Source organism: Paracoccus sp. MC1862, from assembly GCF_016617715.1.
Lineage (GTDB): Bacteria > Pseudomonadota > Alphaproteobacteria > Rhodobacterales > Rhodobacteraceae > Paracoccus.
The window spans coordinates 554,180-573,137 of sequence record NZ_CP067225.1 but is presented as its reverse complement, the minus strand read 5'-3'; the positions used below and the strand labels follow the sequence as shown (position 1 = coordinate 573,137).

At 66.4% G+C, this 18,958-nt stretch carries 15 protein-coding genes, 1 tRNA gene and 9 pseudogenes; 10 read left to right on the top strand and 15 right to left on the bottom strand.

Annotated features, from left to right (window positions below; genetic code table 11):
* Positions 1–55: 55 nt before the first annotated feature.
* Positions 56–553 carry an alpha/beta fold hydrolase gene (locus JGR78_RS02865; protein ID WP_200559385.1) on the bottom strand — a complete coding sequence of 166 codons (498 nt, stop codon included), beginning with the start codon at positions 551–553 and terminating at the stop codon, positions 56–58.
* A gap of 254 nt (positions 554–807) precedes the next feature.
* Between JGR78_RS02865 and JGR78_RS02860 the strand changes: the two are divergent.
* A pseudogene (locus tag JGR78_RS02860) lies at positions 808–2,037 on the top strand (IS3 family transposase); the annotation flags it as partial.
* A gap of 113 nt (positions 2,038–2,150) precedes the next feature.
* Here JGR78_RS02860 and JGR78_RS02855 read toward each other — a convergent pair.
* The 5 genes and pseudogenes from JGR78_RS02855 to JGR78_RS02835 form a co-directional block, all read right to left on the bottom strand.
* A pseudogene (locus JGR78_RS02855) lies at positions 2,151–2,519 on the bottom strand (3-oxoadipyl-CoA thiolase); the annotation flags it as partial.
* Between the two features lie 130 nt (positions 2,520–2,649).
* A complete protein-coding gene (locus tag JGR78_RS02850; RefSeq protein WP_182793870.1) occupies positions 2,650–3,114 on the bottom strand; it encodes a hypothetical protein in 465 nt (154 codons plus the stop codon).
* A gap of 407 nt (positions 3,115–3,521) precedes the next feature.
* Positions 3,522–3,704 carry a hypothetical protein gene (locus tag JGR78_RS02845; protein WP_182793871.1) on the bottom strand — a complete coding sequence of 61 codons (183 nt, stop codon included), beginning with the start codon at positions 3,702–3,704 and terminating at the stop codon, positions 3,522–3,524.
* Between the two features lie 248 nt (positions 3,705–3,952).
* Positions 3,953–4,177, bottom strand: a complete 225-nt coding sequence (locus JGR78_RS02840; protein WP_220495120.1) for a hypothetical protein — start codon at positions 4,175–4,177, stop codon at positions 3,953–3,955.
* Between the two features lie 30 nt (positions 4,178–4,207).
* A pseudogene (locus tag JGR78_RS02835) lies at positions 4,208–5,067 on the bottom strand (IS5 family transposase).
* A 198-nt stretch (positions 5,068–5,265) separates the two neighbouring features.
* On the opposite strand from JGR78_RS02835, the pseudogene JGR78_RS02830 reads away from it, so the two are divergent.
* A pseudogene (locus tag JGR78_RS02830) lies at positions 5,266–5,875 on the top strand (IS481 family transposase); the annotation flags it as partial.
* Positions 5,876–6,086: 211 nt separating this feature from the next.
* Here JGR78_RS02830 and JGR78_RS02825 read toward each other — a convergent pair.
* Positions 6,087–6,605, bottom strand: a pseudogene (locus JGR78_RS02825) (transposase); the annotation flags it as partial.
* A 102-nt stretch (positions 6,606–6,707) separates the two neighbouring features.
* Here JGR78_RS02825 and istA point away from each other — a divergent pair.
* The 4 pseudogenes from istA to JGR78_RS02805 all read left to right on the top strand — a co-directional run.
* Positions 6,708–8,238, top strand: a pseudogene (gene istA, locus JGR78_RS02820) (IS21 family transposase).
* Positions 8,228–9,021 (top strand): annotated as a pseudogene (istB, locus tag JGR78_RS02815) (IS21-like element helper ATPase IstB). Before istA ends, istB begins: the two co-directional pseudogenes overlap by 11 nt.
* A gap of 68 nt (positions 9,022–9,089) precedes the next feature.
* Positions 9,090–9,515: pseudogene (locus tag JGR78_RS02810) on the top strand (IS5 family transposase); the annotation flags it as partial.
* A gap of 46 nt (positions 9,516–9,561) precedes the next feature.
* Positions 9,562–10,238, top strand: a pseudogene (locus JGR78_RS02805) (transposase); the annotation flags it as partial.
* A 396-nt stretch (positions 10,239–10,634) separates the two neighbouring features.
* On the opposite strand, the gene JGR78_RS02800 reads toward JGR78_RS02805, so the two are convergent.
* From JGR78_RS02800 to pdxH, 4 genes are all read right to left on the bottom strand, one after another.
* Positions 10,635–10,711: transfer RNA gene (locus JGR78_RS02800), tRNA-Pro, on the bottom strand.
* Between the two features lie 48 nt (positions 10,712–10,759).
* Entirely contained in the window at positions 10,760–11,260 is a 501-nt protein-coding gene (locus JGR78_RS02795; RefSeq protein WP_182791348.1) for a DUF192 domain-containing protein, read from the bottom strand.
* A complete protein-coding gene (locus JGR78_RS02790; protein WP_234450839.1) occupies positions 11,257–11,850 on the bottom strand; it encodes a cold shock protein in 594 nt (197 codons plus the stop codon). Before JGR78_RS02790 ends, JGR78_RS02795 begins: the two co-directional genes overlap by 4 nt.
* Positions 11,851–12,079: 229 nt before the next feature.
* Positions 12,080–12,688: a pyridoxamine 5'-phosphate oxidase gene (pdxH, locus tag JGR78_RS02785; RefSeq protein ID WP_182791349.1), complete on the bottom strand. Its 609-nt coding sequence runs from the start codon at positions 12,686–12,688 to the stop codon at positions 12,080–12,082.
* Between the two features lie 62 nt (positions 12,689–12,750).
* On the opposite strand from pdxH, the gene fabI reads away from it, so the two are divergent.
* The 3 genes from fabI to gpt are packed head-to-tail and all read left to right on the top strand — an operon-like array spanning position 12,751 to position 14,754.
* A complete protein-coding gene (fabI, locus tag JGR78_RS02780) occupies positions 12,751–13,593 on the top strand; it encodes an enoyl-ACP reductase FabI (RefSeq protein WP_182791350.1) in 843 nt (280 codons plus the stop codon).
* 10 nt (positions 13,594–13,603) lie between these two features.
* Positions 13,604–14,215, top strand: coding sequence for a LysE family translocator (locus JGR78_RS02775; RefSeq protein ID WP_182791351.1), 612 nt, complete (start codon positions 13,604–13,606; stop codon positions 14,213–14,215).
* Between the two features lie 14 nt (positions 14,216–14,229).
* Positions 14,230–14,754: a xanthine phosphoribosyltransferase gene (gene gpt / locus JGR78_RS02770; RefSeq protein WP_182791352.1), complete on the top strand. Its 525-nt coding sequence runs from the start codon at positions 14,230–14,232 to the stop codon at positions 14,752–14,754.
* 33 nt (positions 14,755–14,787) lie between these two features.
* Here the strand turns inward: gpt and JGR78_RS02765 are convergent, their stop codons facing one another.
* Positions 14,788–14,958 carry a hypothetical protein gene (locus tag JGR78_RS02765; protein WP_182791353.1) on the bottom strand — a complete coding sequence of 57 codons (171 nt, stop codon included), beginning with the start codon at positions 14,956–14,958 and terminating at the stop codon, positions 14,788–14,790.
* 18 nt (positions 14,959–14,976) lie between these two features.
* Positions 14,977–15,168, bottom strand: coding sequence for a hypothetical protein (locus JGR78_RS02760; protein ID WP_182791354.1), 192 nt, complete (start codon positions 15,166–15,168; stop codon positions 14,977–14,979).
* Positions 15,169–15,277: 109 nt separating this feature from the next.
* Between JGR78_RS02760 and JGR78_RS02755 the strand changes: the two genes are divergently transcribed.
* Positions 15,278–15,454 (top strand): hypothetical protein, encoded by a 177-nt coding sequence (locus tag JGR78_RS02755; RefSeq protein ID WP_182791355.1) that lies wholly within the window; start codon positions 15,278–15,280, stop codon positions 15,452–15,454.
* 45 nt (positions 15,455–15,499) lie between these two features.
* Here JGR78_RS02755 and trpE read toward each other — a convergent pair whose 3' ends face one another.
* Both trpE and JGR78_RS02745 read right to left on the bottom strand, forming a co-directional pair.
* Complete coding sequence (gene trpE, locus JGR78_RS02750; protein ID WP_182791356.1) at positions 15,500–17,002, bottom strand: anthranilate synthase component I; 1,503 nt, start codon at positions 17,000–17,002, stop codon at positions 15,500–15,502.
* Complete coding sequence (locus JGR78_RS02745) at positions 17,002–18,900, bottom strand: peptidylprolyl isomerase (RefSeq protein ID WP_234450838.1); 1,899 nt, start codon at positions 18,898–18,900, stop codon at positions 17,002–17,004. The genes trpE and JGR78_RS02745 overlap by 1 nt, the downstream gene beginning before the upstream one ends.
* Positions 18,901–18,958: the final 58 nt, after the last annotated feature.

Here is an 18,958-nt window from a genome sequence, read left to right as displayed (position 1 = left end):
AACTTCGTCGGCACCGGCCGGGGCCCGAAGATCTTCCGCATCAGGAGTGGCCTTGTCAGTCGGCTCGGGACCGCGAGATCGTATGGCGGATGACGTCGCCCACCGCCGGAGCCGCCACGCAGAGCCAGTAGCAGCCTGACGCCAGCACGAGCCCTCCAACCAGATCGGGATATTTGAGGGCAAGGGCAACGCGGCCAGGCAACCTCCAGGAATGGCCGAGAACCGTCGCACGCTCGATGCCGAGTTGCGCAGGCGCGTCATGGATCAGGTCGGCCTGCGCCTCGGCTGTCCGGATCCTGTTCCGCGGGCGCTCGCTGTGCCCGTAGCCCGGCCGGTCGAGAACGATCACCCGATGCTTCCGGGCCGCAAGCTCGATGATGCCGCTTGTCGCCAAGTCCCAGATCATGCTGCCGTTGCCATGCAGCAGGACCACAGGCGCTCTTGTACCGCGCTCCATATAGTGGAGACAGACGCCAGTCACGTTCAGGAAGTTCTCAGCGGGAAGATTGTCGCGCTCGGCCTTCCGGGCGAGAAGATGATCGGCAACCGCCACGGTGACAGGCCGACAGCAGTGAGGCCGACGACGGCGGTCCGCGTGGACAGGCGGGAGAAGGGTGGCCACTTGCTTGCCCCGGCGCCCGGTTCCGAATGCACTTGCCTGCGGGATTGAAAGCTCGGGGAAACATCCGATTTGAAGAAGCGGCGTTGAGGCGCCGGTGCGCGAGATCGCGCTGCAGTGCTTGGCCTGCCCCTCCGAAAGTTGTCCTTTTCTGAAGCATGTTTTCGAGCCAGCTGGATGACGGAGGGATGGCGCAGAAGAAGCACAAGCCGGAGGAGCTTGCCGCGCGCAGATCCGGCAGGTCGACCTGTTGGTGTCGCAGGGCCGGTCGGTGGCCGAGGCGGTGCGGTCGATCAGGGTGACGCAGTTCACCTGCTCCCGGCGGCGCAAGGAGTTCGGCGGGCGGAAGGGCGACCAGCTCAAGCGAAGGAGCCGGAGAGGGAGAATGGGCGGCTGCGCAAGGCGGTGTCGGAACTGACGCTGGAGAAGCTGATCTTGAGAGGTGGGGCCTGTGGCCGAACGCCTCGGGAAACTTCCAGGTCCCGCCCGCCGCCGTGCTTGCATCGCGCATGTTCGGCAGACGTTCCAGGTGTCGGAGCGCCTTGCCTGCCGCGTGCCCGGGCAGCATCGCTCGACCCGAGCCGGAAGGTGCCGCGCGGGCAGGCCGATGAAGAGGCGCTGACTGCTGACATCATCGCACGCGCCGGCAGGGCCGCTCCGGCTGCCGCCGGATCACGGCGTTGCTCCGCAGCGCGGGCTGGGCGATGGACGTGAAGCGGGGGGGGAAGGGTCGACGCCTGCGTCGACGGCGGCGGGAGGGGCTGAAGGTCCCGCACAGGCAACCGAGGAGGGCGCGCCTGTGGCTCAACGACGGATCGTGCCTCGTCTGCGGCCAGAGCGGCCAGAGCACGGCTGGTCTTGCGACTTCGCCGGGGTCCCGGACCCGGGACGGCAGGAGGTTCCGCATGCGCGACCTGATCGACGATTTCACCCGGGAATGCCTTGGCCATCCGGATCAGCCGCAGGCGCCGGTCGATGGATGTCATCGACGTGCTGTCGGACCGGTTCATGCCTCACGCGGCGTGCCCGATCACATCAGGTCCGACAAGGGCCCGGAGTTCGTGGCCAGGGCGGTGCGCGACGGGATCGCCGCGGTCGGCACCGGCACGGCCTGCATCGAGCCGGGGTCACCTCGGGATGGCGGAGGATCAGGAAACAGTCCGGGGGACTGTTTCCCGGACGATTGGCTGCTGCGAGAGCTTCAACGCGAAACGCCGCGACCAGCGGCTCGATGGGAAGATCTTCTCCCGCCGCGCCGAAGCAAGGATCGTCATTGAGGCGCGGCGGCGCCATTACAACACGAAACGCCCGCATCCATCCCTGGGCCGCCGGCCCCCGAGGTCCAGCAGGGACCGGCTCCGCCACCCCGAACCGCTTCGCCAGCTCCCCCCACCACAGCGCCGAGACCCGTCATGCACCAGGATTGGAAATGGACCACCTCAGTGGAGCAGGCCACCCTTATTGCTGAAGATCGCACCCGCGCTGCGGAAATTCCCGCGCCACGTCCGGTCTGCGCGACCTCGGCCGTCTTGCCGCGTCCGAGCTGCACTGTCACTGGCAGAATCCCCGCCGCGAGCCGCCCATTCGCCTTCGCCGCCGCTGCCCGTTCCTGCGAGCGCAGGGCAACGGCGTCCTAGTCGGCGCGGCTGAGGCCATAGTCGTCGGCGAGGTTCTGCGCCGTCTTGGGCATCGACCCGGTGCCATAGTCCGCGGCCATCCTCGGGTTTACGAAGCGCCAGCCGATGGTGGTGTCGAAGACCTCGTTCCCGCGAGACCAAGCCGCCCCCGCCTTGGGCATCACGAAAGGCGCGCGGGTCATGCTTTCGACGCCCGAGGCGATCGCAAGCTCGATGTCGCCCGCCTGGATGGCGCGGGCGGCGACGGCGACCGCCTCCAGCCCACGCATGATACGCGGGATCACATGACCGCCCGTCATACCCACCCGGCCGCGCCCATCGCCGTCATCGCCGCCGCTCAGATCGCAAAGACCAGCAGGTAGAAGGCCCAGTTCCAGCGCGGACCCACGATGGTCAGCGGACAGCCGGCAGCCCCGAGGCCAGCGCCACCAAGGTCAGGGAGGGCGAGAAGATCATCACCGATGCCCAAGCGCCAGCCAGCGACAGCGCAATGGCGGTCTGGCTGAGATCCGGGATTGCCAGCCCAGCCATGGTCGAGGCGAGAATCGCGGTCACGATGATGGGATTGATGCCCACGCAGGACAACAGAAACAGCGCCGCCATCATCAGCGGCACCGCCGCAACTGCATCTGGCCCCCACCCCATGGCGGCGACCATCTGCGAGCCGCCGGGCAAAAGCTGGTGAATCAGCACGACCATGATGCCGGCCGAGGCGAAGACCGTCAGTTCAGAGGCCATCCCCGCCAAGGCCCGGCCGACATCGCTGCCGTATTCCACCAGCGCGCTGGCGAGGTTGCGCGACTGCCGGACCGCGCCCAGCGCCATCCAGAGGGTGGCATAAAGCGGTAGCATCACCACCAGCGCGGCCTGCACGCTCAGAGGGCTGGCCTAACTCAGTCCGAAGACCAGCCCCGGCAAGCCGAAGATATGTCCCAGAAGCTGCAGCGCCGTCGCCTTCCGGCGCGGGCGCAGGGCTCGGCAAGGATGGCCGCGCCGGTTGCAGGCGGCGGTCCAGCAGTCAGCCGGTGATGCCGAAATCCGGCACGGCCACCACCCCAATCCGCCAGCCCGGCAGCGCCAGCAGCAGCAGGGTTCACGGCAAGACCGAAAGGCGACCAGAAGACGATCAGGCTGAACCCGGGCAAGACCGCCGTCATCATCCGCCGCAGCCGCAAATCGCGCAAACGCGGGGGGAAGGTAGCCCGAAGCCTCCTCGGCGGCGCGGTGCGCCATGTGCAGCAGGATCGTCAGTGCCCCGAAATTGATCAGGACGCCGAGGGTATGCCCGTCGTCAGCGCAGCGTAGCGGCGTGCCGGCGACTGACGCGTCAGGAACCGCCCGGCGACGATCACCGCCAGAGAGTTCGCCGCTACCGCGTGCAACACGCCCAGCAGCCCGAGCAGCGCGGCAAGAAACACCATCCGGCCCCAGCGTCTGCGTCCAGACACCAACTCCCATGCCCTGGACCAGTACCGCGACCCCGCAAGCGGCGGCCAGTGTCAAGGTGACACGGGCTGAGACGTTGAGCCACCGCCTGTTAAGCAGGGAATACACTCCCAGCGCCGCCCGGGCCAGCACCAACAGAGGTCGGGGATCGCCCCGCCGGTGTAGTCCAGCGCCACGGCAACGACCAGCGCGACGCAGGCCGCGGCGATCCGGGATTTCGGATCTTGACAGACGGCGGGTTAAGGGGCATTCAGTCAGGCTGGTCCGTGAAATGGTCCAACAGCCTGTGCTTGAGGATCTTGCCCGAAGGTGCCGCCGGTAGCCGGGCGCAGATCACAATGTGCGAAGGCACCCTGTAGGCGCTGAGCCGCACCGCCGCATGGGCGCGCAGGGTATCCTCGTCAGCCCCCGCGCTTGGATGGGTCTGGCAGAAGGCGATCACCTCCTTGTTGCCTGTCGCGGCTGCGGCCGACATCCTGCATCTCCGCTCCAGCCCCATTGATCTTCAAAGCCAGAAGAGGAGGGTTGCGGCCAGAAGTCGCCGCATGCGTCGACGGCAGGGAAGAAGGTGTCCGGGCAGCCGTCGTATCGAGTTGCGGCATATGAGGAGGATCAGGAAACAGTCGGAGGGACTGTTTCCCCGACGATTGGCCAGTCCTTGAGCCGCCGCCCATGATCTCGATCCGGTTGCGCCGCTTGTAACGCCGCTTGTCGTCTTTCACGGTCGTCTTTCGGGACTTCCAAGCGGGGATGCAGACCTTTCTCCCCTTGCCATTCAAGGCTTCTCTCAGCCAGTTTGCATCATGTCCTCGATCTGCCGGCAGCCAGCCGGCCTCGGGCAGGCTGCCCAGCAGCGCCGCCGCGCCGATGCAGTCGCTCACCTGTCCGGCCGACAGCAAGAAACGGATCGGCCGGTCCCTGGCGTCGGGGACGGCGGGCAGCCTGGTGTTCATGCCCCCGTTCTCGGGAAAACGATCTCGTGGATCGTTTTCCGACCCTCAAACTGCGCCCGATCGGGCGTCCGCGCCCCCTCTTCTTGGCGCGCAGGCTGGAAGCCGTGCGGTGCGCCTTCAGAGGGGTTGCATCGATCATGATTGTCTTGCGCGCGGTGCCTTGCGTGGCCAGGCCCATAATGATCCGGGCAAACACCCGGTTGTCGCGCCAGCGCTTCCAACGGTTGCAGAGCGTCTTCGCCGGACCCTATCCCTTGGGTGCGGCACACTATCGCAAGCCATTGCGGTTGACGAAGATCATGCCGCTGAGCACGCGCCGATCATCGACCCGGGGTTGCCATGGCTCTTCGGAAAGAAAGGCCTCAGGCGCTCTGACCTGCCCCTCCCCGGACAGCCAGAAAAGGTTGCTCACGGATCAGAAACAATGGGGCTGGAGCCTAGGTACTGATGCCCGGGTTGCGGAGAGGTGATCGAGAACGGCCGCCTCGCAGCCGTCAGTGTAGCTGTTCACGGGTAGCTGTTCCATCCCGGATGATCACATAGACGGTCGCCGGGCCGCCTTGTTCATGGCAAGATCGATCCTGGGTGAGGTCCGGGACGGGAGTCGGGCCTGTTGATCTCTCTGCACAGGCAGGCAACCACGACACCGAAGATCCGGGCCGCCATCCAGGCGGGCACGGAGCCGGCTTGGATGGCGGCCGAGCGCTACGGCATCTCCGGGCAGACCGTCTGGAAATGGTGCAAGCGCGACGGCGTCCATGACCGGAGCCACACGCCGCACCGGTTGCAGACCACGCTGACGCCGGCCCGAGGCAGGCGGTGGCGGTTGCGCTGCGCAAGTCCTTGCTGCTGCCGCTCGACGATCTGCTCTCGGTGGTGCGCGAGTTCCTCAATCCGAATGTCTTGCGTTCCGGCCTCGACCGCTGCCTGCGGCGGCATAGCGCCGGCAACTTGCGCGATCTGAAACCGGCCGCGCCCAGGCCCGCCCACAAGCCCTTCAAGGACTATGCGGCGGGCTACCTCCACATCGACGTGAAACATCTGCCGCAGATGGCCGACGAGGACCGGCGGCGCTACCTGTTCGTGGCCATCGACCGCGCCACCCGTTGGGTGTTCGTGCGCGTCTACCCGGCGAAGACGGCTGCGAACGCGCGGCGCTTGTCTCACGCGACCTGGAACGCGCCGCGCCGATGCGGATCAACCGGGTGCTGACCGACAACGTCCTATGTCAGGAGCAAATCGCCGCTTGAGGCGTCAGATCGCGGGGCATCCGAGCGACCGGATACCCTTAAGATGTTCGCCCGAGCGGGCTCCGCCGTCAAGAAGTGGTCTCTCCCATAGCAAACACAGGGTCGGCCCGGTCGCCGCCCTCACCGTCCTCAAGACGAGATCCGAATTCCCAAGCGGAAGGCCCGAACATTATCTACGAGGTCAGCACGCTGCCTCCACGGCTCGCCAGAGAGAGGTCCTTCCGCTCGGGCTCGCCCCCTCGAAGAAGGGACGATAGGGTTCGCCGGATTTGATCACGGCGTGAATGGTGCGGGCCATCTTCGCGGCGATGGCGGTGTAGGCCTTGCGACGGAGGTCCGGATTATGGCGGTCTTGCGCAATGTAGCGCTCGAACTTGTCGCGGAAGCTGTTGGCCCGCTGGAGCACGGCGGTCTGTCCAGCCATCCAGAGCGTCCGCCGCAATCTGGCATTGCCATACTTCGAGATCCTGCTTCTGCCGCGGAACAGACCGGATTGCACCGTGGCCAGATCCATGCCGCAGAACTTCAGGAATTGCCGGTGATGATTGAAGCGGCGCAGGTCTCCCGCCTCGGCCAGGATGGTTAGCGCATTGATCGGGCCGATGCCAGGCACTGACGTGAGAAGCTGGTAGTGGGGGTGATCACTGAGCAGTTCAACTGCCCGACTCTCGATCTCGTTGCGCTGGCGGATTGTTGATTTCCACCCGGAACTGACCCGGGTAGGGGCGTAATTTCCACTGAGAACTGACCCATGTGAACCTTCCCCAAAGCGGAGCGCGGCGGGGGTAATGGAGTGATCCACATGGGACTTTTGAACATCATCCGACGCATGGCGTTGCGGGAGAAGCTGCCGATCCGGGAGATCGCACGGCGGACCGGCCTGTCGCGCAACACCATCAGGAAGTATCTGAGCGCTGGGACCATCGAGCCGAGGTTCGCGACGCCTGATCGGCCGAGCAAGCTCGATCCGTTTTCCGAGAAGCTGGCGGCGTGGCTGAAGACGGAAGCCGGCAAGTCACGCAAGCAGCGCCGGACGCTGAAGCAACTCCATGCCGACCTCGTGGCGCTCGGCTTCACCGGCTCCTACGGCCGGGTCGCGGCCTTCGCCCGGCAATGGCGGATGGACCGGCAGCGCGAGCAGCAGACGACGGGCCGCGGCACCTTCGTCCCCTTGGTCTTTCGTCCGGGCGAGGCGTTCCAGTTCGATTGGAGCGAGGACTACGCGGTTCTGGGCGGGGAGCGCACGAAGCTTCAGGTCGCCCACATCAAGCTGGCACACAGCCGGGCCTTCCTGGTTCGGGCCTATCTGCTGCAAACCCACGAGATGCTGTTCGATGCCCATTGGCACGGGTTCCGCGTCTTTGGCGGCGTGCCGGGTCGCGGCATCTACGATAACATGAAGACAGCGGTTGACCGCGTTGGCCGCGGCAAGGAACGGCAGGTCAACATCCGCTTCCTCGCCATGACCAACCACTATGTCTTCGAGCCGGAGTTCTGCAATCCTGCCGCGGGATGGGAGAAGGGACAGGTCGAGAAGAACGTTCAGGATGCCCGGCCTCGTTTGTGGCAGCCGATGCCGAACTTTCCTGACCTGGCGGCGCTGAACGCCTGGCTGGAACGGCGCTGCCTGGAGTTGTGGCGCGAGATCCCGCACGGGGTTCTGCCCGGAACCGTCGCCGACGCCTGGGCCGAAGAACAGGCCGCGCTGATGCCGCTGCCGCCTGCCTTCGACGGCTTCGTCGAGCGGAGCAAGCGTGTCTCACCCCACCTGCCTGATCAGCTTCGAGCGCAACCGCTACAGCGTGCCGGCGTCCTTTGCCAACCGTCCTGTCAGCCTCAGGGTCTACCCGGATCGGCTGGTGGTTGCCGCCGAGGGACAGATCCTGTGCGAACATGGGCGGGTGATCCAGCGGTCCCATCACCTGCCGCCTCGCACGATCTATGACTGGCGGCATTATCTGGCCGTCATCCAGCGCAAGCCGGGTGCCCTCAGGAACGGTGCGCCCTTCGCGGAACTGCCCGCGGCCTTCCGACAGTTGCAGGACCAGATGCTGCGACGACCCGGTGGCGATCGCGAGATGGTCGATATCCTGGCGCTGGTCCTGCAGCATGATGAACAGGCTGTGCTGGTTGCTGTGGAAATGGCCCTGGCCGAAGGCGTCGCGACCAAGACCCATGTGTTGAATCTCCTGCACAGGCTGATCGATGGCAAGACGACCGGCGGCCCGAACATCGACACACCGGAGGCGCTGATCCTGCGCCATGAGCCGAAGGCCAATGTCGAACGCTATGACGACCTGCGGGCGCAGATCGGAGACCGCCATGCGTCATGATCCCGCCAGCGGCGCCATCGTCATCATGCTCCGCAGCCTGAAGATGCACGGCATGGCCCAGGCCGTCACCGACCTGATCGAACAGGGGCGCCGGCATTCGAGACAGCCGTGCCGATCCTGTCCCAGCTGCTGAAGGCCGAACTGGCGGAACGCGAAGTGCGCTCCATTGCCTATCACATGAAGGCCGCGCGCTTCCCGGCCTACAAGGATCTCTCGGGCTTCGACTTCGCTGCCAGCGAGATCAACGAGGTCACGGTGCGCCAGCTCCACCGCTGCGAGTTCATCGACGGCGCGCAGAATGTCGTGCTGATCGGCGGGCCGGGCACCGGCAAGACCCATGTCGCAACCGCCCTGGGCATCCAGGCCATCGAACACCACCGCCGGAAGGTCCGCTTCTTCTCCACCATCGAACTCGTCAATGCCCTCGAGCAGGAGAAAACCAAGGGCAAGGCGGGCCAGATCGCGGAGGGATTGACCCGGCTCGATCTCGTGATCCTGGACGAACTGGGCTACTTGCCGTTCAGCGCTTCAGGCGGTGCGCTGCTCTTCCACCTTCTGAGCAAGCTCTATGAGCGCACCAGCGTTGTCATCACCACCAACCTGAGCTTCAGCGAATGGGCCACCGTCTTCGGCGATGCCAAAATGACCACCGCGCTGCTCGATCGCCTCACCCACCGCTGCCACATCCTGGAGACCGGAAACGACAGCTTCCGCTTCAAGGCAAGCTCAGCCGCAGCAGCCAGGAAAACCAAGGAGGCCGGCCATGCCTTGACCCAAGCCTAACCCACGAAACATAACCTGAGGGTGGGTCAGTTCTCGATGGAAAACCCGGGTCAGTTCCGAGTGGAAATCAACACACGAAGCGCCATCTTGTGGTCGACCGGAGAGGCACCCCGCTCGGGGTGCGCCTGAGTCCAGCCAACCGGCATGACAGCCTGATGCTGGCGCCCACCCTCGACGCCGTGCCGGGCGTGCGCCACGGTCGCGGCCGCCCGCGCAAGCGCCCCGACAAGCTCCACGCCGACAAGGCTTACGATAACCATCGTTGCCGGTCCGAATGCCGCGCCCGCGCGATCATGCCCCGCATTGCTCGGCGGACAGTGGACAGCAGCGAGAGGTTGGGCTGCCACCGCTGGGTCGTCGAACGAACGCTTGCCTGGCTCAACCGCTTCCGCCGTCTGACTATCCGCTATGAGCGACGCGCCGACATTCACGAGGCCTTCGTAATCCTCGGCTGCGCCCTCATCTGCCTCAACCAGATCAGAAGGTTTTGTTAGATGCTCTTAGAGCACCTGGAGACCGTCTCTTGTGCGTTGCGGGGGTATGAGCAGGCATCTTGTATCCGATGATCTGGGATCGGCGATTGCGCCGCTGCTGCCGAAGCGGCGGGACCAGCCCGGGGGCGGCCGGGCGCGGTTGCGATGGGCGCCTGGCCTTGTCGGGCATCATCTTCGTGCTCCGCTCCGGCATTCCCGGACAGATGCTGCCGGCGAGTTCGGCTGCTCCGGCATGGCCTGCTGGCGCAGGCTGCAGGACCGGCCGACGGTCGGCATCCGGGCCGGGCTCCATCGCATGCTGCCGGAGCGCCTGCCGGATGATGGACAGCCGGACGGGAGCCGGGCCTCCCTCGACAGCCCCGCCGTGCCGGCGAAAAGGTGGCTGCCGGGAACGGGACAAGCCCGAGGGATCGCGGGCCAAACCGGGCACGAAACGCCACCTTGCGGTCGACCGCAAAGGCGCCCCGACAAGCTTCACGCCGACATGGCTTGCGACAATCGCCGCTGCCGATCCGAATTCCCGGCCTGCGCGACCCCACCGCGCATCGCTCGGCAGACAGTGGACAGCAGCGAAAACTGGGCCGCCACCGATGAGTCGCCGAACAAACGCCTGCCTGGCTCAACCGCTTCCGGCGTCTGACCATCCGTTACGAACGCCGCGCCGACATCCACGAGGCCTTCGTCCTCCTCGGCTGTGCCCTCATCTGCCTCAACCAGATCAGAAGCCTTTCTCAGGTGGTCTTATTCCGATCAGACAAAGCGCGTTGCTGGCGAAGTGCTGATCCATCCGCCCGGTCTCGAGCTTCCTGCAACACTGGCACGTCTCGCGCTAGCCTGACAGCGCACCCCGAGTTTCGTCCTGATCCTGAGATCCTTCGGCGTCAGATGAAGGATCTCTGCAGCAGATTGATTTAGGCCGTGGTATTGCCGCCTGCCGCTGCGGCACCACCATGACCTGCGAATCAAGCATGGCGCTTTCCCGCTCTCACATCCTTGAAGCTACTGTCGGGCGTTCAGCACATGTCTGATGACTCGCCGGTGAAGGACGCTAAGACCCGCCAAAAAGGCCGTTCGAGGAACGAAACTGCGAAACGGTCCACTTCGGAACAAGCCAGGTGCTGGTCGGGGCGAGAGGATTCGAACCTCCGGCCTACGGTACCCAAAACCGTCGCGCTACCAGGCTGCGCCACGCCCCGGACCAAGGGTCTTCTAGACCGGGTGCGCGGGGGACGAAAGCGGAAAGCTCAGTCGCAGGGGATGGAAGCGCCGGATTGCGGCACCGCAGGGTGGCTCAGCACCGTGCCGGGAACCAGCCCCCGGCGCGCAGCTTCCGCCCCGCCGATCTCCAGCACCAGCAGCCGGTCGGGGGCGGGATCGCCCGGCATGGCGCCGGGGATCGAGCCGAGGTCCAGGGGACGGGCCTGCGGATGCACATGCCGCAGCACGCCGCGGGCGTCGAAGAACAGGATGTCCAGCGGAATCAGCGTGTTCTTCATCCAGAAGCTGACCGGCTGCGGGGCTTCGTAGACGAAGAGCATCCCTTGTCCGGCGGGCAGATCCTTGCGCCACATCAGGCCCTGCGCCCGCTCGGCCGGATCGTCGGCGATCTCGACGGCGACACGGATTTCGGTCCCTTGCGGCGTCGTCAGGACCGCGGTTCCGGGGGAACAGTCGGCCGCCTGCGCGGCAACGATGCCGGCGAGGGCCGCCATCACGGCAAGCGCCGCGGTCCGGGCAAGGTTCATGGAAGAACCTTTCTGGGCAGGTCCGGCGGATCGGCGGGCGGTGCCGAAAGCCTGCGCATCTTTTCCAGCATCTCGGCATCCGCCTGGAATTCGGCGAGGGGCTGGCCCTCGGTCACGGCCTTTTCCCATGCCGCGACCTCGGCCGCGACCATGCCGCGCTCGGCGGCGAAGACCCGCAGGCAGACCGCCTCGCCACCAACGAGATCGGCAAAGCCGAAGCGGCGCAACACCTCGATGTGCAGGAAGACGTCACCCTTGCGGCCGAAGACATTGGCAAAGCCGAAGCCCTTGCTGCGGTCGAACCACTTGACGCGCGCCGGCAGCAGCGGCAGCGCCCTGACCTCGGCCTCATCCATGTCCGCGAGTTCGGCGATCGGCGGCGGCGCGTCCGACGGCGGCGGCGCCAAGGCACACACCTCGATCGCCTGGCGCCCGCGCGCGGTCTGGACCGCCAGCACCTCGACCTCTGAACCCTCGATGATCGAGCTTTGCCCGAAGCTGCGAAGCACATTGCCATGCAGAAGGACGTCAGGGCCCCCCTCGGCGTCGGCGATGAAACCGAATCCCTTGGCGGGGTCAAACCACTTCACGCGGCCCTTGATTGGCCGGGCAGGCAGTGTCTTGTCATCCCGCATCATAAATCTCGTTAAAATTAACTCTTTGCTGATGGAATCATCAGATATGGCTTAAGGAAGATCCGACAGTGAACGCCAGAAGGGTTAATATAAAATCACCACAAGGGAAACCATTCTCACATTTGCAGGATCAAGGACTTCGCAGCCAGCCGCAAGGTTCAATCGCCCTGAAGTTGCAACTTCTTCAGGGGTGCAGGCGCATCACGTCCCAGCCGCCCTGCCCGCGCGTCCACCGGAAGCGGTCGTGCAGGCGGAAGGCGCCGTCGGCCCAGAACTCGATCTGGACAGGGGAAATGCGGAAGCCCCCCCAGAAGGGCGGGCGCTTCGGCGACAGCCCGTGGCGCAGGCCCTGGCGGGCGACCTCGGCCATCAGGGCGCTTCGGCTCTCCAGCGGCTGGCTCTGCCGGCTGGACCAGGCGCCGATGCGGGATTCAAGTGACCGGCTGGCGTAATAGGTGTCGGCCTGCGGTCCTTCCTCGCGGGTGACGGCGCCGCGAACGCGGACCTGACGGCGCAGGGATTTCCAGTGCATGACGAAGGCCGCCTTGCCGGTTTCGGCGATCTGGCGGCCCTTGGCGCTGCCGTAATTGGTGTAGAAGACAAAGGCGCCGTCCGGCCCCGTCTCGATCTCCTTCAGCAGCACCATGCGGGCGTCGGGCAGGCCCTCGGCATCGACCGTTGCCAGGGCGATGGCATTGGGGTCGTTCGGCTCGGTCCGCGCGGCCTCGTCCAGCCAGCGCCGGGCGATCGCAAAGGGATCGTCGCCCGCGAAAATGCCGCTGCGGTCGCTCATCTTGATGCCCCTTATGCTTTGCCCTAATCCTCACCAAAGGTTGAAATCGTGAGGAACGATCCATGTCAAGCGAGCGCCCGGTTGCAGGTCTGATGACGGGAAAGCGGGGCCTTGTCATGGGCCTTGCGAATGACAAGTCGATCGCGTGGGGCATTGCCCGCGCGCTGGCGGACCAGGGGGCGGAACTGGCCTTTTCCTATCAGGGCGAGGCGCTGAAAAAGCGGGTCGAGCCGCTGGCCGCCCAGCTTGGGTCCGATATCGTCCTGCCCTGCGACGTGGCGGACATGGACTCGGTGGACGCGCTATTTGCGTCGCTGGGCGAGCGTTGGGGGCAGTTGGATTTCCTCGTCCATGCCATCGGCTTTTCCGACAAGGAGGAGCTGCGAGGCCGCTATGTGGACACCACACGCGACAACTTCTTGACAACGATGGATATTTCGGTCTATTCCTTTACCGCCGTGACGCAGCGCGCGGTGGCGATGATGCCGGCAGGCGGCTCGGTCCTGACCATGACCTATTACGGGGCCGAACGGGTGATGCCGCATTACAACGTCATGGGCGTCGCGAAGGCGGCGCTTGAGGCATCGGTGCGCTATCTGGCCGAGGATCTGGGCAAGGACGGCATCCGGGTCAACGCGATCTCGGCGGGGCCGATCAAGACGCTGGCGGCCTCGGGGATCGGGGACTTCCGCTACATCCTGAAATGGAACGAATTGAACTCGCCCCTGCGCCGCAACGTCACGACCGAGGACGTGGGCAAGTCGGCGCTGTATCTGCTGTCGGACCTCGGGTCGGGCGTCACAGGCGAGACTCACCACGTCGATGCGGGCTATCATGTCGTCGGCATGAAGGCGGTGGATGCGCCTGACATCGACGCGGTGACGGGGCGCAAGGCCGCGGAATGACCTGCCGCTGATGGGCGCGATCACCCTGCCCGCTCTGGGCCTGTTCGTCGCGACTCTGGCGCTGGCGATCCTGTCGCCCGGCCCCGCGATCATCGCGGCCAGCCGGTCGGCCGCCGCCCGCGGGCGGCAGGCGTCGATGCCCTATGCGATGGGGCTGGCGATCGGGGCGTCCTTCTGGTGCCTGTTTGCGCTCTTCGGCCTGACGGTGCTGTTCCGGGTGCTGCCACAGTCCTATACGGTGCTGCGGTTCTTGGGCGGCGCTTATCTGATCTGGATCGCCGTGCAGATGTGGCGCCACGCCGCCGACCCGCTGGCGATGGAAGGCGAATCCGTCACCGGCCCCGGCTTCCTGCAGGGTCTTGCGCTGAACCTGTCGAACCCCAAGCCCGCGCTGTTTTACGCCGGTGTCATCATGACGATCTTCCCGGTCCTGTCCACGGCGGGGGCGGCGATCATCTATCTGGTGGCGCTGACCGTCGAGGTCTGCTTTTACGCGGCCGTGACGGTTCTGATGGCGACAGGCCCGATGCGGCGGGGCTATCGTGCCGCCAAGACGGCAATCGACCGCGTCGCCGGCACGCTGATCGGGGCGCTCGGCCTGACGCTGATCCTCCGCCACTGAAAAGGAGTTCGCCCATGTCCCCTTCCGAGGGTCGCCCGGATCGCCTGCCGCATGAACGTGGCTTCCATGTCAGCTGGGACCAGATGCACCGCGATGCCCGCGCCTTGGCCTGGCGGCTGCAGGACAAGGCCCCGTTGGGCGGCGGCGACTGGCGCGCGGTGGTGGCGATCACGCGCGGCGGCATGGTCCCGGCGATGATCGTCGCGCGGGAACTGGACATCCGCACCATCGATACGATCAGCGTGAAATCCTATCGCAAGGGCGAACAGGGCGAGTTGCAGGTGCTCAAGGCCCCCGACCCCGAGATGATGGGCGACGGCGAGGGCGTGCTGGTCGTCGATGACCTCGTGGACAGCGGCCGAACGCTGGAACTGGTGCGGAAGATGTATCCCAAAGCGCATTTCGCCACGGTCTACGCCAAGCCCAAGGGCCAGCCGATGGTGCAGACCTATATCACCGAGGTCACCCAGGACACATGGATCTTCTTCCCCTGGGACCTGGCGCTGCAATATGTCGAGCCCTACCGGGGCAGCGACTAGGCGAAAGGCCGGGGATTTCCCCGGCCTTCTGCATTACCCCGTGGCCTTGCCGGGGTTCGCCGGGGGCACGTTGCCCTCTTTCGTCTTCGGATCCTGGATTGCGGCTTCCTGCTCGGACTGCTGGCGCTTGGCGCGCTCGGCGTTGTCCGACCGCACGTCCTCGGTGCGTTCATAGCGAACGGTTTCAGAGGTCAGGTTGCCCATTTCATTCTCCTTTTCGGGTCAGGCGCCGACATCGTCGGGGCCGCGGGCCTCGGTCGGCTGGGTGCCGTTGGCCGGGATGCCATCGCGCTCGACCTCGCCGGTGTATTCGTTCTGCAGCGCGGCTTCGTCTGCAATTTCGGTCGATTCGCCGCGCTTGAGGTCGCTGACCGCGTGGCGCGGCTCGGTCGGGTCTTTGGGATCGGGCGTCATCGTCGTCTCCTTTGTCATGCGGAAGGAACCGATGCGACCCCGTGCAGGTTCCCCGGAACTTGCGGGCGTCTAAGACGTTCGTATGATTGCTTTGCCTGGGGAGGATGGCATGACCAAGGAAATCCGCCGCTACGAGCTTGCGCTTGACACCGACGATGAGGAGGCGGGCCTGATGAAGGCCCGGATGCGGGTCGAGGAGGCCCAGCGCATCCGCCGCCGCAACCGGGATCAGGAACCGATGCGCCACCCGGCCGCCGGGCGGCAGAACCAGCCGGAACTCAGGTGATCCCGCCGCCCGAGGCACGCAAGTCCCGCGCCCTCGGGCGGCGCGTCAGCCGTTCCCGCGCACGAACCGCGCCGCGCCTTCCGCGGCCCGGATCATCGCGCGGGACTTGTGAAGACATTCCGTGAACTCGGCCTGCGGATCGCTGTCATAGACGACGCCCCCGCCCGATTGCACATAAAGCGTGCCGTCCTTGACCACGCCGGTCCGCAGGGCGATGCACATGTCCATCTCGCCATTCGCCGCGAAATAACCGATGGCACCGCCGTAGATGCCGCGCTTCTCGGGTTCCAGTTCGTCGATGATCTGCATCGCGCGGACCTTGGGGGCGCCGCTGACGGTGCCGGCAGGCAGCCCGGCCAGCAGGGCGGACAGCGCGTCCTCGCCTTCGCGCAACTCTCCGACCACGTTCGAGACGATGTGCATGACGTGGGAATAGCGCTCGATGATGAACTCCTCGGTCGGGCGCACGGTGCCTACCCTGGCCACCCGGCCCACGTCGTTGCGCCCGAGGTCCAGCAGCATCAGGTGCTCGGCCAGTTCCTTTTCATCGGCCAGCAGGCTCGCCTCGTTTGCGCGGTCCTCGTCGGGGGTCGCGCCACGCGGGCGGGTGCCGGCAATGGGGCGGATCGTCACCTCGTTGTCCCGAAGCCGCACGAGGATCTCGGGCGAGGCGCCGACGATCTGGAAGCTGCCCATGTTGAGGAAGAACATGAAGGGCGAAGGGTTCGTCCGCCGCAGGCTGCGATACAGCGCAAAGGGCGGCAGCGGGAAGTCGATGGCCCAGCGTTGCGAGGGGACGCACTGGAAGATGTCGCCCGCGCGGATGTAATCCTTGGCCCTTTCCACCGCCGCGACATAGCCTTCGCGGGTGAAGTTGGATCGCGCCTCGCCGATGGCGACGGTCTCGCCCAAGGCGCGGGGTTCCGTAGGCTGGCGGTCGAGCGCGCGCAGCGCCTCCATCACCCGTTCCGCGGCCTGTGCGTAAGCCGCGCGGGCAGGGACCGCAGGATCAGCCCAAGCCGGGGCACACAGCAGCACCTCGCCCTTCACCCCGTCCAGCACGGCCACGACCGAGGGGCGCAGCAGCATCGCGTCGGGCACGCCGATGGGGTCGGGATTGACGTGCGGCAGATGCTCGACCAGCCGGATCATGTCGTAGCCCAGATAGCCGAAAAGGCCCGCGCCGCTGGCGGGCACGCCCTCGGGCATCTCGATCCGGCTTTCGGCGATCAGCGCCCGCAGACTCTCCAGCGGCGGACGGGGGTCGTCCTCGAAGCTGTCCGAATAGCGCGCCTGACGGTTGATGCGGGCCTGGCGGCCGCGACATTCCCAGACCAGGTCGGGCTTCATCCCGACGATGGAATAGCGGCCCCTCACCTCGCCCCCCGTCACGCTTTCCAGCATGAAGGACAAGGGCGCGGCCTCGGCCAGCTTCAGCATCAGGCTGACAGGGGTGTCGAGGTCCGCGGCCAGCCGGATCGTCACAAGCTGGTTGCGGCCCTCGGCCCAGGCGCGTTCGAAAGCAGGAAAGTCGGGCGTCAGCTCCATCACTGCAGCCGCGCGTCGGCGGCGGCGAGCGCACTGTCGCTGATCGTGATCCCATGCTTCATCTGCAGGGCACGGGCATAGGCGTTGAACAGGTCCGCCTGCAACGAGTTCGTCAGCCGGTTTTCGACGCCTGCAACGATCGGCGCGGCTTCCTCGGCCGTCAGGTCGGCGGGCCTGATCGCGTCGAGGCGGATGATGAACACCCGGCCCTCGGCCTCGACGGCGGCGACCTCGCCCGGCTCGGTCAGGCGGAAGCCGTCGGCGACGACGGATTGCGGCACGCCCTCGATGCCGGTGTCACGCTCGACATCCGTGGCGACCTGAAAGCCCTGTGCGGGCGCAAGCGCGGCCGGTCCCACGGTCTCGTCGGTGCTGGCCGGCGCATTCGCCTCGGCCTCGGATTCGACCACCAGCTCGCGTTCCTCGGCGCGGGCCTTCAACTCGCGCCGGGTTTCGGCGGCGGTCCAGTCGGCCAGCACCTCGTCCCGCACCTCATCGAAGGGGATCAGCGCGGGGGCAACAAGCTCGTCCAGCCGCATGGCGAAGATGCCGCCTTCGTCGAACTGGTGAAGCTGGGGGAAATCGGATTCGGAAAGAACGCGGGCGCGCTCGCGGAAGCCGGGATAGGCGGCGATCCCTTCCGAGGGCGTTTCCGCCGAGAACGCGATGGTGCCAAGCTCCATGTCGGTGGCCTCGGCCAGTTCCTCCAGCGTGGCGCCGCCGGCGATCCGGTCTTCCAGGTCATGCGCCTGTTCCTCGATCACCCGGCGGGCGCGGTCGGCGGCGGCCTCGGCGCGCAGATCCACCACCGCCTGCTCGAAGGGGATGTCCACCGGGTCGAGGATCGCATTCATGGACATCAGCGCCGGGCCGAGCGGGGTCTGGACAGGCCCCACGACGCCCGGCTGGTCAAGCGCGAAGACGGCAGGCCCCGCCGCGCCAAGCTCGGCTTCGGACGGCTCGCCCAGGTCGATGTCGGACAGCGTCAGCCCGCGTTCGGCGGCAAGCTGCTCGAAGGTGGCTTCCCCGGTATCCAGACGGGCCTTGGCGGCGGCGGCATCGGCTTCCGAGGGATAGACCAGCCGCTCGACCATGCGGCGCTCGGGCTGCCGGAACTCGTCGATGCGGCTTTCATAAAGGTCGCGCAGCGCGGTCTCGTCCAGTTCGACGCTGTCCACCAGCATCTCGGGGGTCAGCCAGGCAAAGGTGATCCGCCGCACTTCGGGCGCAGTGAAGCGGGCGGCGTTGCCCTGGTGCCAGGCGGCCAGCGTCTCGTCATCCGGGGCGGAAATCGGGGCGCCGAGATCTTCGCTGGTCAGCTCGTCCCAGGAAAAGTCGCGGCGTTCCAGAATCCATGCGGCGGTGTTGTCGCGCAGCGTCCGGGGGGCGATGACGCCGCCCACGACCGCGTCCTGCAGGATCAGGCGGGCGGCGTCCATGCGGACATCCTCCTCAAACTCGGCGGGGCGCAGGCCGTCCTGCCGCAGAACATCCTGATAGCGGGCCGGGTCGAACTGGCCGCCGGTGGTCTGGAACCCCGGCGCGGTGGTCAGGTCGCGCAGCACCGTCTCGTCGCCCACGGACAGGCCGATGCGCCGGGCTTCTTCCTCAAGGGCCGCGGCGGTGAACAGGCGGGCCTGCACGTTACGGGTGATGCCGATGGCGCGGGCCTGTTCGGGCGTCAGGGTCTGGCCGGTCTGGGCGGCCAGCGTGCGGATTTCCGAGGACACCGCGCGCAGGTAGTCGTCGCCGTCGATCTCGGTATCCCCCACCGCGCCGATCGCGGCCGAGCCGATGCCCGAGAAGTTGGTGATCCCGAAGCCGCCGAGGCCCAGCAGCAGCATCCCCATCAGCAGCCAGACCACCGTCGATTTTCCCTTGGTCCGCAGGCTGCTCATCGGCTGGTTCCCTTGTCTGGTGCAATTCGCCCGCGTTCTTAGGGCGCGGGGGTGTTCC

Bases quoted from the DNA above. Each gene is read 5' to 3' on its own strand.
- JGR78_RS02840 (WP_220495120.1), bottom strand. From the start codon at position 4,177: ATGTCGGCCGCAGCCGCGACAGGCAACAAGGAGGTGATCGCCTTCTGC.
- JGR78_RS02795 (WP_182791348.1), bottom strand. From the start codon at position 11,260: ATGAACCTTGCCCGGACCGCGGCGCTTGCCGTGATGGCGGCCCTCGCC.
- pdxH (WP_182791349.1), bottom strand. From the start codon at position 12,688: ATGAGCGACCGCAGCGGCATTTTCGCGGGCGACGATCCCTTTGCGATC.
- fabI (WP_182791350.1), top strand. From the start codon at position 12,751: ATGTCAAGCGAGCGCCCGGTTGCAGGTCTGATGACGGGAAAGCGGGGC.
- JGR78_RS02775 (WP_182791351.1), top strand. From the start codon at position 13,604: ATGGGCGCGATCACCCTGCCCGCTCTGGGCCTGTTCGTCGCGACTCTG.
- gpt (WP_182791352.1), top strand. From the start codon at position 14,230: ATGTCCCCTTCCGAGGGTCGCCCGGATCGCCTGCCGCATGAACGTGGC.
- JGR78_RS02765 (WP_182791353.1), bottom strand. From the start codon at position 14,958: ATGGGCAACCTGACCTCTGAAACCGTTCGCTATGAACGCACCGAGGAC.
- JGR78_RS02760 (WP_182791354.1), bottom strand. From the start codon at position 15,168: ATGACGCCCGATCCCAAAGACCCGACCGAGCCGCGCCACGCGGTCAGC.
- JGR78_RS02755 (WP_182791355.1), top strand. From the start codon at position 15,278: ATGACCAAGGAAATCCGCCGCTACGAGCTTGCGCTTGACACCGACGAT.
- trpE (WP_182791356.1), bottom strand. From the start codon at position 17,002: ATGGAGCTGACGCCCGACTTTCCTGCTTTCGAACGCGCCTGGGCCGAG.
- JGR78_RS02745 (WP_234450838.1), bottom strand. From the start codon at position 18,900: ATGAGCAGCCTGCGGACCAAGGGAAAATCGACGGTGGTCTGGCTGCTG.